General features: G+C 67.3%; 16 protein-coding genes. 3 read left to right on the top strand and 13 right to left on the bottom strand.

What is annotated here, in order from left to right:
- The first annotated feature begins 6 nt into the window (after positions 1–6).
- Positions 7–426, top strand: coding sequence for a ferric iron uptake transcriptional regulator (fur, locus tag AC1RAD_RS01405; protein ID WP_062481042.1), 420 nt, complete (start codon positions 7–9; stop codon positions 424–426).
- A gap of 59 nt (positions 427–485) precedes the next feature.
- On the opposite strand, the gene hprK is transcribed toward fur, so the two are convergent.
- From hprK to AC1RAD_RS01385, 4 genes are all read right to left on the bottom strand, one after another.
- Complete coding sequence (hprK, locus tag AC1RAD_RS01400) at positions 486–1445, bottom strand: HPr(Ser) kinase/phosphatase (protein ID WP_062481041.1); 960 nt, start codon at positions 1443–1445, stop codon at positions 486–488.
- 104 nt (positions 1446–1549) lie between these two features.
- Positions 1550–2017: a PTS sugar transporter subunit IIA gene (locus tag AC1RAD_RS01395; protein WP_042581318.1), complete on the bottom strand. Its 468-nt coding sequence runs from the start codon at positions 2015–2017 to the stop codon at positions 1550–1552.
- Positions 2018–2209: 192 nt separating this feature from the next.
- Positions 2210–2539, bottom strand: a complete 330-nt coding sequence (hpf, locus tag AC1RAD_RS01390; protein WP_013538898.1) for a ribosome hibernation-promoting factor, HPF/YfiA family — start codon at positions 2537–2539, stop codon at positions 2210–2212.
- A 322-nt stretch (positions 2540–2861) separates the two neighbouring features.
- Positions 2862–4979: an ATP-dependent helicase gene (locus AC1RAD_RS01385; RefSeq protein ID WP_492733515.1), complete on the bottom strand. Its 2118-nt coding sequence runs from the start codon at positions 4977–4979 to the stop codon at positions 2862–2864.
- A gap of 225 nt (positions 4980–5204) precedes the next feature.
- On the opposite strand from AC1RAD_RS01385, the gene corA reads away from it, so the two are divergent.
- Together corA and AC1RAD_RS01375 are read left to right on the top strand one after the other, a co-directional pair.
- Complete coding sequence (gene corA / locus AC1RAD_RS01380; protein WP_056584267.1) at positions 5205–6191, top strand: magnesium/cobalt transporter CorA; 987 nt, start codon at positions 5205–5207, stop codon at positions 6189–6191.
- Between the two features lie 55 nt (positions 6192–6246).
- On the top strand, positions 6247–6999 hold the full coding sequence (locus AC1RAD_RS01375) for a YoaK family protein (RefSeq protein WP_492733513.1): 753 nt from the start codon (positions 6247–6249) through the stop codon (positions 6997–6999).
- 9 nt (positions 7000–7008) lie between these two features.
- Here AC1RAD_RS01375 and AC1RAD_RS01370 read toward each other — a convergent pair whose 3' ends face one another.
- The 9 genes from AC1RAD_RS01370 to AC1RAD_RS01330 all read right to left on the bottom strand — a co-directional run bounded on the left by AC1RAD_RS01370 (position 7009) and on the right by AC1RAD_RS01330 (position 17104).
- Complete coding sequence (locus AC1RAD_RS01370; protein ID WP_492734537.1) at positions 7009–7749, bottom strand: 5'-methylthioadenosine/adenosylhomocysteine nucleosidase; 741 nt, start codon at positions 7747–7749, stop codon at positions 7009–7011.
- A gap of 36 nt (positions 7750–7785) precedes the next feature.
- A complete protein-coding gene (locus tag AC1RAD_RS01365) occupies positions 7786–9417 on the bottom strand; it encodes an ABC transporter substrate-binding protein (RefSeq protein ID WP_095743302.1) in 1632 nt (543 codons plus the stop codon).
- Between the two features lie 47 nt (positions 9418–9464).
- Positions 9465–10487, bottom strand: coding sequence for a peptide ABC transporter ATP-binding protein (locus AC1RAD_RS01360; RefSeq protein ID WP_492733510.1), 1023 nt, complete (start codon positions 10485–10487; stop codon positions 9465–9467).
- Positions 10484–11509 carry an ABC transporter ATP-binding protein gene (locus AC1RAD_RS01355; protein ID WP_492733508.1) on the bottom strand — a complete coding sequence of 342 codons (1026 nt, stop codon included), beginning with the start codon at positions 11507–11509 and terminating at the stop codon, positions 10484–10486. Before AC1RAD_RS01355 ends, AC1RAD_RS01360 begins: the two co-directional genes overlap by 4 nt.
- 17 nt (positions 11510–11526) lie before the next feature.
- Positions 11527–12435 carry an ABC transporter permease subunit gene (locus AC1RAD_RS01350; protein WP_095949747.1) on the bottom strand — a complete coding sequence of 303 codons (909 nt, stop codon included), beginning with the start codon at positions 12433–12435 and terminating at the stop codon, positions 11527–11529.
- Positions 12436–12439: 4 nt separating this feature from the next.
- On the bottom strand, positions 12440–13444 hold the full coding sequence (locus AC1RAD_RS01345; protein ID WP_492733506.1) for an ABC transporter permease subunit: 1005 nt from the start codon (positions 13442–13444) through the stop codon (positions 12440–12442).
- A gap of 54 nt (positions 13445–13498) precedes the next feature.
- Entirely contained in the window at positions 13499–15178 is a 1680-nt protein-coding gene (locus AC1RAD_RS01340; protein ID WP_070063399.1) for a long-chain-fatty-acid--CoA ligase, read from the bottom strand.
- A gap of 100 nt (positions 15179–15278) precedes the next feature.
- Positions 15279–16778, bottom strand: coding sequence for an NAD(P)(+) transhydrogenase (Re/Si-specific) subunit beta (locus AC1RAD_RS01335; protein WP_492733504.1), 1500 nt, complete (start codon positions 16776–16778; stop codon positions 15279–15281).
- Positions 16775–17104 carry an NAD(P) transhydrogenase subunit alpha part 2 gene (locus AC1RAD_RS01330; RefSeq protein WP_062481510.1) on the bottom strand — a complete coding sequence of 110 codons (330 nt, stop codon included), beginning with the start codon at positions 17102–17104 and terminating at the stop codon, positions 16775–16777. The genes AC1RAD_RS01335 and AC1RAD_RS01330 overlap by 4 nt, the downstream gene beginning before the upstream one ends.
- Positions 17105–17141: the final 37 nt, after the last annotated feature.

The raw sequence follows: 17141 nt of genomic DNA, 5'->3' as shown, positions 1-17141 counted from the left end.
ACCATCATGGCCAACATCGACGAACTCAAGAACACCGGCCTCAAGGCCACCTTGCCGCGACTGAAGATCCTCGAGATCTTCCAGACCGGCAGCCAGCGGCACATGACCGCGGAAGACGTCTTCCGCGTGCTGCTCAACGAACACTCCGACATCGGCCTGGCCACCGTGTACCGCGTGCTCACGCAGTTCGAGCAGGCCGGCATCCTCGAACGCAGCCACTTCGAAAGCGGCAAGGCGGTCTACGAACTGAACGAAGGCACGCACCACGACCACCTGGTCTGCACCTCGTGCGGCAAGGTCGAGGAGTTCTACGACGCCGAGATCGAGCGGCGCCAGCAGATGATCGCCAAGGACAAGGGCTGGGTCCTGCAGGACCACGCCATGTCGCTGTACGGCCTGTGCGGCGACTGCGTCAAGAAGCGCTGACGCTGAAGACCTGCTGAAGCAGAAAGCGGCCCTTCACTTTGAAGGGCTTTTTTCTTTGCTCAGTCCGGATCGCGCCCGCTCTCCATCGCCTTGTGGTGGCGCGCCACGAAGTCGGCATAGGTGTCGATGCCGCGCAGCTGCAGGATCGAGTTGCGCACTGCGGCTTCCACCAGCACGGCGATGTTGCGCCCCGCCACCACCTGGATGATGACCTTGCGCACCGGGATGCCCAGCACGTCCTGCGTGAGCGGCGCCGAGGGCATGCGCTCGTAGTCGCGCTCGAAGCTGTCGCGCCGCACGAGGTGCACGATGAGCTTCAGCCGCATCTTCCGGCGCACCGCCGTCTCACCGAAGATCGCGCGGATGTCCAGCAGGCCGATGCCGCGCACCTCCAGCAGGTTCAGCAGCAGGTCGGGGCAGCGGCCCTCGATGGTGTTCTGGTTGATGCGGTACAGGTCGACCGCGTCGTCGGCCACCAGGCCGTTGCCGCGCGAGATCAGCTCCAGGCCGAGCTCGCTTTTACCGAGGCCCGACTCGCCCGTGATCATCACGCCCATGCCCAGGATGTCCATGAACACGCCATGCATCGAGGTGCGCTCGGCGAAGTGCTTGGACAGGTAGGCGCGCAGCAGGTCGATCACGAAGGCCGACGACTCGCGCGTGGCAAACAGCGGCAGCTGGGCGCGTTCGCAGATCGACAGCAGCTCGTCGGGCGCGGCCTGGCCGTCGGCCAGCACCAGCATCGGCGGCTCCAGCGTGACGATGCGCCCGATGCGGCGCACGCAGTCTTCCTTGCTGCCGCGCGTGAGGTAGGCCACCTCGCGCGCGCCGAGGATCTGCACGCGGTACGGGTGGATGTAGTTCAGGTAGCCGACCAGGTCGGCGGCCGACTGCGCGCGGCTGATGACGTCGGGGTCGAACTGGCGCTCCGAGGCGCCCAGGCCCGCAAGCCATTCCCAGCGGAGCGACCCGCGGAACTCCTCGAACATGGCATCGGCGCTGATGACGGTCGGCTTCATGCGTGCGGCGGCCGGCGCGAGACGCCGGCATTCTGGTCAGGATGGAGGGAGAGAAAAGCGTCGCCGCAGCTTATCAGCAGCAGCGGCAGGCCCGGCACGGGCGCTCAGGCGACCTGGGTCGACTGCCAGCCGGCGATGAGGCCGTGCAGCGCGGCGGCGTCGGTGCTGGACTTGATCTGCTCGCGCAGGCCGGCGTCGCTCAGCAGCTCGGCGATTTCAGACAGGATTTCGAGGTGCTTCTGCGTGGCCGCTTCGGGCACCAGCAGGAAGATCAGCAGCGCCACGGGCTGCTCGTCGGGAGCGTCGAAGCCGATGGGATTCGCCAGCTGGAACACCGCGGCCATCGGTGCCTTGAGGCCCTTGATGCGGCCATGGGGAATGGCGACGCCGTGGCCCAGACCGGTGGAGCCGAGGCGCTCGCGCGCAAACAGGCTGTCGGTGATGAGGGCACGGCCCAGACCGTGAAGGCTCTCGAACAGCAGGCCGGCTTCTTCGAAAGCACGTTTCTTGCTGGTGGCGTCAACGCTCACGAGCACTTGAGCGGGCGGCAGGATGGACGCGAGGCGATTCATGGTGGGGTCAGAGCGGGGGCGATTATGCACCTCCTCGGTAAAAACCCCCAGTCCCCCTAATTACTTTCGTCTACATGTGTTGCCGTGAGGCGTCGCTTCCTCTGGAGGCCCTTGCAAAGCCCCACCAATGTGGTCGGACAAACAAAAGGCCGCCCGAAGGCGGCCTGGGATGCGGGGCGCGGGGCCCGGCGTTTACATCACGCGCTTGGGCGCCACGTGATGGTGGTCCTGCAGGCGATCCTTGTGGCGGACCACCTGGCGGTCGAGCTTGTCGACCAGCTCATCAACCGCGGCGTACAGATCAGCGTGGCTCGATTCCGCGAACATGTCATTGCCCTTGACGTGAATGTTGCACTCCGCCCTTTGGCGGCGTTCCTTTTCCTTCTGCTTTTCCACCGTGAGGATCACCTTGACATCGACCACCTGGTCGAAATGTCGCGTGATCCGGTCCAGCTTGCTCGTGACGTAGGTGCGCAAGGCAGGTGTGACGTCGAGGTGATGACCGCTGATCGTCAAATTCATGAATGACCTCCTGAGAATTGACGGTTGGGGAAATGACCGCGCTCCGGGATGAAGCGTGGCCGGCGAAACAGGTGAGGTTGGGAGAGAGGGAGAGAAGAGGAAGGGAGATGGAGAAAGGGGGCGGTCGGATTCACTATGCCCAAGCTGTCACGGTATTGCAATACCGGGGCTTGCCCGAGTGACGGGCCGGTGTATTGCATGCCCTAATCCGCTATTGATTCCATAGCTGTCCCCGTGCAGTGGCATGCCGTTGCGGCACATTGGAAGCAAGTGTTTCCATGTGCAGCGCGCAGTGACCCTCCCGCCCGAAGGGCCGGCCCGTTCAGCGCCAGGCGGCGCGCATGCGGTTGCGCAGGTCGATCACCGCGGCCGGCGGCGGCACCGCGGGCGGCAACACCGGCGGCGGCGGCCAGGTCTGCAGTTCGAAGCCCGCCAGGTCGGACTCGGTGATGAAGCGGGTGCGGTTGGCGTACAGGTGCCGGTCGCCACGCGCCGCCTGCTGCGTGATGTGGAAGCGCTGCGGCATCACCAGGTGCAGGTGATCGCGGGCCCGCGTCATCGCCACGTAGAGCAGGCGCCGTTCTTCTTCCAGCTCGTGCGCGCCCTGCGCCACGTCGGCCGGCATGCAGCCGTCGACCACATTGATGACGTGCACCGAGTTCCACTCCTGGCCCTTGGCCGAATGGATGGTCGACAGGATCAGGTAGTCCTCGTCGAGCGAGGGCGGGCCGGGCCGGTCGCTGGTGGCCTCGGGCGGATCGAGCGTGAGCTCGGTGAGAAAGCGCTCGCGCGAGCCATAGCCGGCCGCCAGCCGCGCCAGCTGTTCGACGTCGGCACGCCGCACGCCCGAAGTGTCTTCGTACAGCCGCTCCAGGTGCGGCTGGTACCACTGCATCGCCACCTCCACGTCGGCCGGCCACTGCAGTGACGGCGCGCGCAAGGCGGCGTAGGCCTGGGCGAAGTCGGCCCACTGTTCACGCGCGGCCGACGGCGGCACGAAGTCGCGCACGGCCGCGGCCGGGTCGGCCGCCTGGTCCATCGCGTCGAGCAGGCGCGTGCCGGTGGCCGGGCCCACGCCCGGAATGAGCTGCGTGACCCGGAAGCCCGCCATGCGCCCGCGCGGGTTCTGCGCAAAGCGCAGCACCGCGAGCAGGTCCTTCACATGCGAGGCCTCGAGGAACTTGAGCCCGCCGAACTTGACGAACGGGATGTTGCGCCGCGCCAGTTCCAGCTCGAGCGCCGCGCTGTGCGACGAGGTGCGAAACAGCACCGCCTGCGACTTCAGCGCCAGCCCGCCTTCGCGGTGCGCGAGGATCTTGTCGGCCACCCAGCGCGCCTGCCCGGCCTCGTCGGGCACGAGCACCAGCACCGGCTTGCCGGCCGAGGGCTTGTCGGTCCACAGCGTCTTGGCGTGCCGCTCGGCGGCTTGCGCGATGACGCGGTTCGACACGTCGAGGATCGGCTGCGTCGAGCGGTAGTTGCGCTCCAGCGTGACGATGCGCGCGGCCTGCGAGAACTGCGAGGGAAAGTCGAGGATGTTGCGCACCGTGGCGCCGCGGAACGAGTAGATCGACTGCGCGTCATCGCCCACCACCGTCACGCCGCGCCCGTCGGGCTTCATCGCGCGCAGGATCTCGGCCTGCAGCAGGTTGGTGTCCTGGTACTCGTCGACCAGCACGTGGTCGAAGCGCGCGCCGACGTGCGCGGCCAGCGCGGGCTCGGCGACCATCTCGGCCCAGTAGAGCAAGAGGTCGTCGTAGTCGAGCACGTTCTGCTGCTGCTTGGCCTCGACGTAGGCGCCGAACAGCGTCTTGAGCTGGGCCTCCCACTCGGCGCACCAGGGAAAGCTGTCTTTCAGCACGGCGGCCAGCGGCGCGCGCGTGTTCACGCAGCGCGAGTAGATCGACAGGCAGGTGCCCTTGCGCGGGAAGCGGTTGACCGTGGACGACAGGCCCAGCTCATGCCGCACCAGCCCCATGAGGTCTTCGGCGTCGCCGCGGTCGTGGATGGTGAAGCTCTCGTCCAGCCCGATCTGCGCGGCGTATTCGCGCAGCAGCCGCGCGCCGATGCCGTGGAAGGTGCCGGCCCACGGCAGCGCGGGCGGGCGCTCCGACTTCAGGCCCAGCACGCGCGCCAGCACCTGGCCCGCGCGGCGCTCCATTTCCTGCGCGGCGCGGCGCGAGAAGGTGAGCAGCAGCAGCCGCTGCGGATCGACCCCGTCCGCGATGAGGTGCGCCACGCGGTGCGCCAGCGTGCTGGTCTTGCCCGAGCCGGCGCCGGCGATCACGAGCAGCGGCCGGTGGTCGGCGCCGACCGCCGCGCCCACGCCGTGCTCGACCGCCGCGCGCTGGTCGTCGTTGAGCGCGGCGAGCGCCGCGGCCAGGCGCTCGGCTTGCGTCTTCGGCGGGGTGGAAAGAACGGGGGACGCAGGGGTCTGCATGGGCACGACTTTACTGTATGTCCGTCCAGTTCGCGTGCCTTGTCGCCCTGTGGCCGGTGACATAATCGCGCCTCGCTGCAACCGGAGACTCCCCTTGGAAACCGCCCCGTCTCGGCAGCTTTCAACTCCCTGGCGACGCTGCGCGTGATGTACTGACGCCGGGTCCGCGGGAATTGAAAGCGCCCCGCCCTCGCCCATCGTTCAGTCACCCCCGGGAGTGAGCCCATGCTCAACATCTTTACGCTCGCCAACGGCCGCCTCGTCCAGGAAGAGATCGAGTCGCTCGAAGAGCTCTCCAAGTTCCAGCCGATCTGGGTCGACCTCGAGTCGCCCACGCTCGAGGAAAAGCGCTGGATCAAGCAGTACTACGGCCTCTCGATTCCCGAAGACGCGATGGACGAGGACATCGAGGAATCGGCGCGCTTCTACGAGGAAGACAACGGCGAACTGCACATCCGCTCCGACTTTTTGATCGACGACGACGAAGACCCGCGCACGGTGCGCGTCGCCTTCATCCTCAACCAGCACAACACCGACCTGCGCAGCCGCGGCGTGCTGTTCTCGATCCACGACGAAGACGTGCCCGTGTTCCGCCTCCTGCGCATGCGCGCACGCCGCGCACCGGGGCTGATCGAAGACGCCAAGGAAGTGATGCTCAAGCTCTTCGACGCCGACGCCGAATACTCGGCCGACACGCTGGAGAACATCTACGACGAGCTCGAGGTGGCGGGCAAGAAGGTGCTCTCGGGCAACGTGAGCGACGAGCTGGCCGGCGAGGTGCTGGGCGCCATCGCGCGGCAGGAAGACTTGAACGGCCGCATCCGCCGCAACGTGATGGACACGCGCCGCGCCGTGAGCTTCATGATGCGCAGCAAGATGCTCAACGCCGAGCAGTTCGAGGAGGCGCGGCAGATCCTGCGCGACATCGAATCGCTGGACAACCACACGGCCTTCCTCTTCGACAAGATCAACTTCCTGATGGATGCGACCGTCGGTTTCATCAACATCAACCAGAACAAGACCATCAAGATCTTCTCGGTGGCCAGCGTCGCGCTGCTGCCGCCCACGCTGATCGCGAGCATCTACGGCATGAACTTCAAGTTCATGCCCGAGCTCGACTGGGCCATGGGCTACCCCTACGCCATCGCGCTGATGGCCGCGAGCGCGCTGGTGCCGATGTGGTACTTCCGCCGGCGCGGCTGGCTCAAGTAGTCGCTGTACTGGGTGCTAGAGTGGCTGCCGGCAGGCAGCTGACCTGGAGAGCCCCGTGCGCAGACTTCGTTTTCTCACCAACCGCCACCGCGCGCCGTCGACGAACACCGCGCTCGGACTGCTGCTGGCCTTCAACGCCGGCGCCATCAATGCGGGCGGTTTCCTCGTGCTGCACATGTACACCTCGCACATGACCGGCTTCGCCTCGCAGCTGGCGGACGGCATGGTGCGGGGCAACCTCACGCTGCTGCTGAACGCGCTGGGCGCGATCCTGGCGTTCGTGAGCGGCGCCGCGGTCTGCGCGGTGCTGGTGAACTGGGCGCGGCAGCACCGGCTGCATGGCGTGTACGCGCTGCCGCTGCTGCTGGAGGCCGCGCTGATGTTCCCGTTCGGGCTCGCCGGAGCCATCACGCTGACCTGGGCCACGCCGTTCGCGGTGCCGCTCACGGTGCTGCTGCTGTCGTTCATCATGGGGCTGCAGAACGCCGTGGCGTCGAAGACCTCGGGCGGCAGCACGCGCACCACCCACATGACCGGCAACATCACCGACGTGGGGATCGAGCTGGGCAAGATGCTCTACTGGAACCGGCGCGCGCCGTCCACGCCGCTGCCGGTGCGCCACGACCGCAGCCGGCTGCGCCGCTGCGGCGGCCTGGTCGCCATGTTCGTGCTCGGCGGCGCCGTGGGCGCGCTGGGCTTCAAGCACGTGGGCTTCATCTGCGTCGTGCCGCTGGCCGCGCTGCTGCTGGCGCTGTCGATCCCGCCGCTGCTGCGCGACCTGCCGCAACTGCGCCGGCTCGCACCGTAGGCAGGTGCTTCAGGCCGCGTCGCGCGGCAGGGAGGCGAGCCAGGCGTCGACGAGCGCGAGGCTGTAGCGGCTCGCCACCTCGGCCACGAAGCGCGTGAAGTCGCCGTGCGCGGCATCGTCGGCGCGGTCCGAGATGGTCCGCAGCGCCGCGAAGGGCACGCCGTAGTCGTGGCAGGCCTGCGCCATGGCAGCGCCTTCCATCTCGACCGCGAGTGCGTCGGGCAGCGAACGCTGCAGCGCCCCACACTCCGCGGTGGTCGACACGAAACGGTCGCCGCTGATCAGCAGGCCGCGATGCACCTTCGGTGCACGCAGATGGAATTCATCGACAGCCTTCTGCCCCACCAAGCCCACCGGATCGTGCAGCGTGCCTTCGGCCACCGCCGCCAGCGCATCGCCGATGGCCTCATCGGCCGCGAAGCGCGAACGCCCCATCAGCGGCACCTCGTACTTCGGAAAGATCGGCGAGGCGTCCATGTCGTGCTGCAGCAGCTCGGTCGCCACGACCACGTCGCCGACGTTCACGCCCGGCGCCAGCCCGCCCGCCACGCCCGTGAACACGATCGCCCGCACGCCGAAGCGCTCGAGCAGCACCGTGGCCGTGACCGCCGCCGCGACCTTGCCGATGCGCGACAGCACCGCGACCACGGGCTGGCCCTGCAGGTGGCCGACCCAGAAGTCGCGGCCGGCCACGCGCACGCGCTGCTCGTCGGGCATGCGCGCGAGGAGCGCACTCAGCTCCTCGTGCATGGCCGCGACGATGGCGATGGGCGCAGCAGCCACGGCTTACTTGATATCCACGCCGTAGAACGTATGGCGGCCGAAAGGACTGAGCTTGAAGTCGACGACTTCCTTGCGCACCGGCTTCAGCTGCACCGCGTGCGCGATGGTGAACCACGGCGCCTGCTCCTTGAAGATGACCTGCGCCTTCTTGTAGAGCGCGTCGCGCTCCGACTGCTTGGTCGCGCTCTTGGCCTTCACCACGAGGTCTTCATACGGCTGGTAGCAGAACTTCGAGATGTTGCTGCCGCTGGCCGACTTGGCCGAGGCGCAGCCCAGCAGCGTGTACATGAAGTTGTCCGGGTCGCCGTTGTCGCCGGTCCAGCCCAGCATGCCCATCTGGTGCTCGCCGGCCTGCAGGCGCTTGCGGTACTCACCCCACTCGAAGCTCTTGATCTCGGCCTTGACGTTGATCTTGGCCAGGTCGGCCTGCATCAGCTCGGCGATGCGCTTGGCGTTCGGGTTGTACGGGCGCTGCACCGGCATGGCCCACAGGTCGGTGCTGAAGCCGTCGGGGAAACCGGCCTGCGCCAGCAGCTTCTTGGCGGCTTCGGGGTCGTACGGGTCGTCCTTCACGGCATCGTTGTAGGACCACAGCGTCGGCGGGATCGGGTTCTTCGCGGCCACGCCGGTCGTGAGGTACACGCCGTCGATGATGGCCTTCTTGTTGATCGCCATGTTGATGGCCTTGCGCACGCGCACGTCGTCGAAAGGCTTCTTCGTCGTGTTGTACGAGAGGTAGCCCACGTTCAGGCCCGGCTGCTCAAGCACCTGCACGTTCGGGTCCTTGCGGATCGCGTCGAGGTCGGCCGGGTTCGGGTACGGCATGACGTGGCACTCGCCCTTTTGCAGCTTGGCCCAGCGCACCGACGCATCGGGCGTGATCGCGAACACGAGGTCGTCGATCTTGGCCTTGCCGCCCCAGTACTGCGGGAAGGCCTTGAAGCGGATGATCGCGTCCTTCTGGTACTGCACGAGGTAGAACGGCCCGGTGCCGACCGGGTCCTGGTCGACCTTCTCGGGCGTGCCGGCCTTCAGCATCGCGATGGCGTATTCCTTCGACTGGATGCCCGCGTACTGCATCGCCAGGTTCGCGAGGAACGGCGCCTCGGCCTGGTTGAGCGTGATCTTCACCGTGTGGTCGTCGATGCGGTCCACCGACTTCAGCAGCTTGGGCATGCCCATGTCGTTGAAGTAGGAGTGGTTCTGGCTCGTGACCTTGAAGAAGGGGTCGCTCTCCTTCCACTGGCGCTCGAGCATGAAGATGAAGTCGTCGGCGTTGAAGTCGCGTGTGGGCTTGAAGCTCTTGCTCGTGGTGTGCCACTTCACGCCCTTGCGCAGGTGGAAGGTGTACACGGTGCCGTCGGCCGAGATGTCCCATTTTTCGGCCAGGCCCGGCATCACCTTGGTGCCGCCGCGCTCGAACTCGACGATGGTGTTGTAGACCTGCGTGGTCACGTCGAAGGACGTGCCGGTGGTGTTCATGCCCGGATAGAAGTTTTCCGGGCTTCCTTCGGAGCAGTACACCAACGTCTTGGCTGACACGGCGCCGCAGGCCAGGGTAAGGGCCGTGAGCGCTGCCGGTGCCAGGAGCGCCAGCTTTTGTGAGCGGCGCGAAACGGAGGACTGGGTCGTCATGGGGACTCCTCGAGACAGGGTTGAAAAAATCGCCACTCCACTCTTCTTCAGGACGCGGCGAGCACGGGACCATCGGCGCGCACGACAGGCGCGCCATCGAGAAACTGCTCGGCGTAGTGGCAGGCCACCAGCCGTTCGTCGAGCGCGCGCAGCGCGGGGCGCTCCTCGCGGCAGCGCGGCTGCACGTGCGGGCAGCGCGTGCTGAAGACGCAGCCCGAAGGCGGGTCCAGCGGCGACGGCAGTTCGCCCTTGAGCACGATGCGCTGGTTGCTCAGGCCCGGCGTCGAGGCCAGCAGCGCCTGCGTGTACGGATGCAGCGGCCGCGCGAAGATGCGCGACTTGGGGCCCTGCTCCACCGCATGGCCGAGGTACATCACGAGCACGTCGTGCGCGATGTGGCGCACCACGCCCAGGTCGTGCGAGATGAAGAGGTAGGCCAGCCCCAGCTCGGCCTGCAGGTCGGCCAGCAGGTTCAGCACCTGCGCCTGGATCGACACGTCGAGCGCCGACACCGGCTCGTCGGCCACCAGCAGGCGCGGCGACAGCATGAGCGCGCGCGCGATGGCGATGCGCTGGCGCTGGCCGCCCGAGAACATGTGCGGGTAGCGGTTGGCGTACTCGGGGCGCAGGCCGACGCGGGCCAGCATCTCGCGCGCGCGCTCGGCGCGCTCCGGCTTGCTCAGCGTGGTGTTGATGGCCAGCGGGTCTTCGAGCACCGCCGAGATCTTCTTGCGCGGGTTGAGCGAGCCGTACGGGTTCTGGAACACCAGCTGCACCGCCTGGCGCAGCTCGCGTTTTCGTTCATGCGGCGGACTCACGGCATCGGCGCCGATCAGCGTCAGCTGCCCGGCGGTGGGCTTCTCGATCAGCGCGACCATGCGCGCGAGCGTCGACTTGCCACAGCCCGATTCGCCCACCACCGCGAGCGTGCGCCCGCGTTCCAGGCGGAACGAGATGTCGCCCACGGCGCGCAGCTGCGCCGGCGCGCGGAACAGCCCTCGCCGCACGGCGTAGGTGCGCTGCAGGTTGCGCGCCTCGGCGACGATCTCCGGCGGCGATGCGTCGCTCATGGCAGCACCTCCGCGATGGCCGCGCGCGGCGGGTCGTGCGCGATGGCTTCGGCGCGACCCGGCTCGCCGAGCGGAAAGTGGCAGCGCACCTCGGCGCCCTGCCACGCACGCAGCGCCGGTCGCACCTGGCAGGCGCGCTCGGTGACGTAGCCGCAGCGCGGCGCGAACAGGCAGCCCGCGGGCCGGTCGTGCACGCCGGGCACCACGCCGCTGATGGTGGCGAGCCGCCCCTCGGGCGCGGCGCGCTCGGGCAGCGCCGCGAGCAGCGCCTCGGTGTAGGGATGCTGCGGCGATGCGAACAGGCGGTCGACGCGCTGGTGCTCCATCACCTGCCCCGCGTACATCACGGCGATGCGCTGCGCCATCTCGCTGACCACGCCCATGTTGTGCGTGATGAGCACGAGCGCCATGCCGCGCTCCTTCTGCAGGTCGCGCAGCAGGTCGAGGATCTGCGCCTGGATGGTCACGTCGAGCGCGGTGGTCGGCTCGTCGGCAATCAGCAGGCGCGGGTTGCAGGCGATGGCCATCGCGATCATCACACGCTGGTTCATGCCGCCCGAGAGCTGGTGCGGGTAGCTGCCCAGGCGCGACGAGGCGGCGGGAATGCCCACCTGCTCCAGCAGCTCGGTGGCGCGCTTCTTCGCTTCGCGCTTGTCGAGCTTCAGGTGCAGGCGCAGCGTTTCCATCAGCTGGAAGCCGATGGTGAAGCAGGGGTTGAGGCTGGTGGTCGGCTCCTGGAAGATCATCGCGACCTCCTTGCCGACCAGCGTGCGGCGCGCCTTGTCGGAGATGCCGAGCAAGTCCTTGCCCGCAAAGCGCATGTGGTCCGCGCGCACGCGGCCCGGGAAGCCGACGAGGCCCATGAGCGCCATCATCGTGACGCTCTTGCCCGAGCCCGATTCGCCGACGATGCCGAGCACCTCGCCTTCTTCGAGCGTGAGGCTCACGCCGTCGACGGCGTGCAGCACGCCGCCTTGCGTGGGGAACTCGACGTGCAGGTCCTTGATGTCCAGCAAAGGCATCTGTGCTCTCCTTTGCGTCAGCGCTTGAGCTTCGGGTCGAGCGCATCGCGCAGCCCGTCGCCCAGCAGGTTGAAGGCCAGCACGGCCGCAAGGATGGCGAGCCCCGGAAAGGTCACGACCCACCAGGCGCGCAGCACGAACTCGCGCGCATCGGCCAGCATCGTTCCCCACTCGGGCGACGGCGGCTGCGCGCCCAGGCCGATGAAACCGAGCGCCGCCGCATCGAGGATGGCGGTCGAGACGCCCAGCGAAGCCTGTACGATCAGCGGCGCCGAACAGTTGGGCAGCACCTCGCGGAACATCAGGCGCAGCGTGCTGGCGCCGCTCACGCGCGCCGCGGTCACGTAGTCGCGCGAGACCTCGGCGATGACCGTGGCGCGCGTGATGCGCACGTAGTGCGGCAGCACCACGATGGCCACCGCGAGCATGGCGTTGACGAGCCCCGGCCCGAGGATCGCGACGATCACGATGGCCATCAGCAGGCTGGGCATCGTGAGGATGATGTCCATCATCCGCATGATCGCGATCTCCAGCGCGCCGCGAAAGAATCCGGCGACGAGCCCGAGCACCACGCCCACCACCACCGACAACGCCACCACCGCGACGCCGATCGACAGCGACAGCCGCGCGCCGTGCATGAGCCGCGACAGGATGTCGCGCCCGATGGCGTCCGTGCCCAGCAGGTAGGTCCACGAGCCGCCTTCCTGCCAGGCCGGCGGCTTGAGGAACGCGGCGGCGTTGGTTTCGTTCGGTGCGTGCGGCGCGATCCACGGCGCGAACAGCGCCACCAGCAGCAGCACCACGATGGTGACGAGACCGATGACCGCGCCCCGGTTCGCCGAGAAAGCGGTCCAGAACTCGCGCCAGGGACCGGGAGGCGCCGAGGCCTGCGAGCCGGGGGGAACTGCGTGGGTGTTGCTCGTCATCGACTCAGTGCCTGATCCGCGGGTTGATGACGCCGTAGGCGATGTCCACCAGCAGGTTGAGCAGCATCACGATGCCGCCCAGCAGCAGCATGCCGCCCTGCAGCACCGGGTAGTCGCGCCGGCCGATGGCCTCGATGAGCCACTTGCCGACGCCGGGCCAGGAGAAGATGGTCTCGGTCAGGATCGCGCCGGTGAAGAGCACGCCGACCTGCAGGCCGATCACGGTGACGACCGGGATCAGCGCGTTGCGCAGCGCATGCAGGCCCACCACGCGAAAACGCGACAGGCCCTTGGCGCGCGCGGTGCGGATGTAGTCCTCGCCCAGCACCTCGAGCATGGCCGAGCGCGTCATGCGCGCAATGACCGCCAGCGGCACGGTGCCCAGCACGATGGCCGGAAGAATGAGGTGATGCAGCGCCGACCAGAAGGCCTCGGTCTCGCCGGCGCGCAGCGCGTCGATCAGCAAAAAGCCGGTCTGCGGTTCGACGAAGTACTGCACCGAGATGCGGCCCGACACCGGCGTCCAGCCCAGTTGCACCGAGAAGAACAGGATGAGCAGCAGGCCCCACCAGAAGATCGGCATCGAGTAGCCGGTGAGCGACGTGGCCATCACGCCGTGGTCGAAGATGGAGTTGCGCCGCACCGCCGCGAGAATGCCGGCCGGCAGCCCGAGCAGCAGCGCGAAGAGAATCGCGCACACGCCGAGCTCGACGGTGGCCGGAAAGAGCGCGAGGAACTCGCTCATCACCGTGTCCTGCGTGATGAGCGACTTGCCCAGGTCGCCCTGCAGCACGCGGCCGATGTAGATGCCGTATTGCACGAGCAAGGGCTTGTCCAGGCCCATGGCGGTGCGCAGTTCGGCGTGGCGCGCGGGGTCGATCCCGCGCTCGCCGGCCATCGTCTCGATGGGGTCACCCGGCACCAGCCGGATGAGAAAGAAGGCCAGCAGCGTCATGCCGATGAAGGTCGGCACGAGCAAGCCTAGGCGAACGTAAATGAATCTGAGCATCGACCCGCGAATATGCAAGATCGATGCCCCGGCCCCACCCGGGCGGAACCCTTACTACTTCTTGCTATCCCGCAGTTCGCGTCGCAGGATCTTGCCCACCGGGGTCTTGGGCATGTCGGTGCGGAACTCGATCACGCGCGGCTGCTTGTAGCCCGTGAGGTTGGCGCGGCAGTACTCGCGCACCTGTGCTTCGGTGAGCGACTCGTCCTTCTTGACGATGACGAGCTTCACGGCCTCACCGGTCTTGTCGTCGGGCACGCCCACCGCGGCGCACTCGAGCACGCCGGGCAGCATCGCCACCACGTCCTCGATCTCGTTCGGGTACACGTTGAAGCCCGACACCAGGATCATGTCCTTCTTGCGGTCGACCACCTTGAAGTAGCCGCGCTCGTCGACCACGCCGATGTCGCCGCTCTTGAAGTAGCCGTCGGGCGTCATGACCTTGGCGGTCTCGTCGGGGCGCTGCCAGTAGCCGGCCATGACCTGCGGGCCCTTGATGGCGATCTCGCCGCGCTCGCCCGTGGGCACTTCGTTGCCGTCGTCGTCGAGCAGCTTGAGCCAGGTGCTCGGCAGCGGCAGGCCGATGGTGCCGGTGTAGGCCGTGCTGTTGGTCGGGTTGCAGGTGGTCGAGGGCGAGGTTTCCGAGAGGCCGTAGCCTTCGCAGATGGGGCAGCCGGTCTTCTCGAGCCAGAGCTTGGCCACCGCGGCCTGCACCGCCATGCCGCCGCCGACCGAGACCTTCAGGTTCTTCCAGTTGACGGTGTTGAAGTCGGGGTGGTTCGCCAGCCCGTTGAACAGCGTGTTGACGGCCGGGAAGCTGTGGATGGTGTGCTTCGACAGTTCCTTGAGCACGCCGGGAATGTCGCGCGGGTTCGGGATCAGGATCAGCTTGCCGCCCGTGCGCATGCTCAGCATCATGCCGACCGTGAACGCGAAGATGTGATACAGCGGCAGCGCGCACACGCTGGTGGGCTGCTCGTTGGCCGGCACCTTGGCCATGACGGGCTCGTTCCAGGCCTCGGACTGCAGCACGTTGGCGATCACGTTGCGATGCAGCAGCACCGCGCCCTTGGACACGCCGGTGGTGCCGCCGGTGTACTGCAGCACAGCCACGTCGTCGGGGCCGGTGGCCACGGGCTTGAGCGAACCGCCCGCGCCCTTGTCGAGCGCATCGTTGAAGCGCACCGCGCCCGGCAGGCTGAAGTGCGGCACCAGCTTCTTGACGTTGCGCACCACGTAGTTGACCAGCGCGCCCTTCAGGAAGCCGAGCCGGTCGCCCATGGAGGCCAGCACGATGTGCTTGATCGGCGTGCTCGCGATGCACTGCTGCAGCGTGGTGCCGAAGTTCTCCATGATGACGATCGCCTTGGCGCCCGAGTCCTTGAGCTGGTGCTCGAGTTCGCGCGGCGTGTACAGCGGGTTCACGTTCACCAGGATCAGGCCGGCGCGCAGGATGGCCGCCACCGCGATCGGGTACTGCGGGCAGTTGGGCATCATCGCGGCGACGCGGTCGCCCTTCACGAGGCCCAGGCCCTGCAGGTAGGCCGCGAAGGCCTTGCTGAGCTTGTCGGTCTCGCCGTAGCTCACGTCCTTGCCCATGAAGCTGTAGGCCGTGCGGTCGGCGTACTTGGTGAAGCTCTCCTCCATGAGCGCCACCAGCGACGGGTAGTGCGACGCGTCGATGTCGGCGGGCACGCCTTGCGGGTAGCTGCTGAGCCAGGGGCGTTCGGTCATGGATGTGTCTCCTCGGAGTCGGATGAGTTTTTAAAAACGAAAACGGCGCACGTGAGGCGCCGCGACGATCAGGCCCGCATCGCGGGCACGGACCTTCGGCCTATTCGATGGCCTTGCCCATATCTTCCACTACTTTTTTCGCATCGCCAAAGACCATCATGGTCTTGTCCATGTAGAAGAGCTCGTTGTCCAGGCCCGCGTAGCCGGCGGCCATGGAGCGCTTGTTCACGATGACGGTCTTGGCCTTGTAGGCTTCCAGGATCGGCATGCCGTAGATCGGCGTGCCCTTGGTGAGCGCGGCCGGGTTCACCACGTCGTTGGCACCCAGGATGATCGCCACGTCGGCCTGCGCGAACTCGCCATTGATGTCCTCCATCTCGAACACCTGGTCGTAGGGCACCTCGGCCTCGGCCAGCAGCACGTTCATGTGGCCCGGCATGCGGCCGGCCACAGGGTGGATGGCGTACTTCACGTTGACGCCCTTGTGCGTGAGCTTCTCGGCCAGTTCGTTCACGGCGTGCTGGGCGCGCGCCACGGCCAGGCCGTAGCCCGGCACGATGATCACCGTCTCGGCGTTGGACAGCATGTAGGCCGCGTCGTCGGCGCTGCCGCTCTTCACAGGACGCTGTTCCTTCGCGCCGTCGGTGGCGGTGGTTGCCTCACCGCCGAAGCCGCCCAGGATCACGTTGAAGAACGAGCGGTTCATGGCCTTGCACATGATGTAGCTCAGGATCGCGCCCGAAGAGCCCACCAGCGAACCGGCCACGATCAGCATCGCGTTGTTCAGGCTGAAGCCGATGCCGGCCGCCGCCCAGCCCGAGTAGCTGTTGAGCATCGACACCACCACCGGCATGTCGGCGCCGCCGATCGGGATGATGATGAGCACGCCCATCACGAAGGCCAGCGCCAGCATCGCGAAGAACGCCGGCCAGCTTTCGGTGGCCACGAAGACCAGGCCCAGGGCGATGGTCGCCAGGCCCAGCACCAGGTTCAGCATGTGCTGGCCCGAGAACTGCACCGGCGCGCCCTGGAACAGGCGGAACTTGTACTTGCCCGAGAGCTTGCCGAAGGCGATGACCGAGCCGCTGAAGGTGATGGCGCCGATGGCCGCACCCAGGAACAGCTCGAGCCGGTTGCCGTACGGAATGGCGTAGCGCACGAAGCCCTCGAAGAGCACCGCGCCGTCGGGCGTGCGCGCACCGACGACAGCCGCCACGGGCGCGGCCGTGATGCCGAAGGCCCAGGGCTCGGCCACCGCGGCCACGCCGATGAACACCGCGGCCAGGCCGATCATGCTGTGCATGAAGGCGACCAGCTCGGGCATCTTGGTCATCTCGACCTTGTTGGCCATGAAGGCGCCCAGGCCGCCACCGACCACGACGGCAGCCAGCACCCAGGCGATGCCGGTGGTGAAGTCGACGTTGAGGGCGCGCGCCTGTCCGTGGACGAGCGCGATGGTGGTCAGCACGGCGATCGCCATGCCGGTCATGCCGAAGATGTTGCCGCGGATCGAGGTGGTGGGATGGGACAGGCCCTTCAGGGCCTGGATGAAGCAGACGCTGGCAACGAGGTACAGCAGCGTGACGAGGTTCATGCTCACTTGGCGGCTCCCTCTGCAGCCTTCGGTGCGGCCTTCTTGTCCTTCTTCTTGAACATCTCGAGCATCCGGCGCGTGACCAGGAAGCCGCCGAAGACGTTCACCGCGGCCAGCGCCACGGCGAGCACGCCCATGGTCTTGCCCAGCGGGGTGGTGGTGAGCGCGGCGGCCAGCATGGCGCCCACGATCACGATGGCCGAGATGGCGTTGGTCACGGCCATGAGCGGCGTGTGCAGCGCGGGCGTGACGGTCCAGACCACGTGGTAGCCGACGTAGATGGCCAGCACGAAGATGGTCAGGTTGATGACGGTGTGCGAAACGATTTCCATGGTGTTGTGTTCTCCTCGTTCGGTCTCTGTCTCTTGG

The sequence above is a fragment of the Variovorax sp. GW823-FHT04B03 genome, from assembly GCF_058796495.1.
This window is presented reverse-complemented; position numbering and strand designations above follow the sequence as displayed.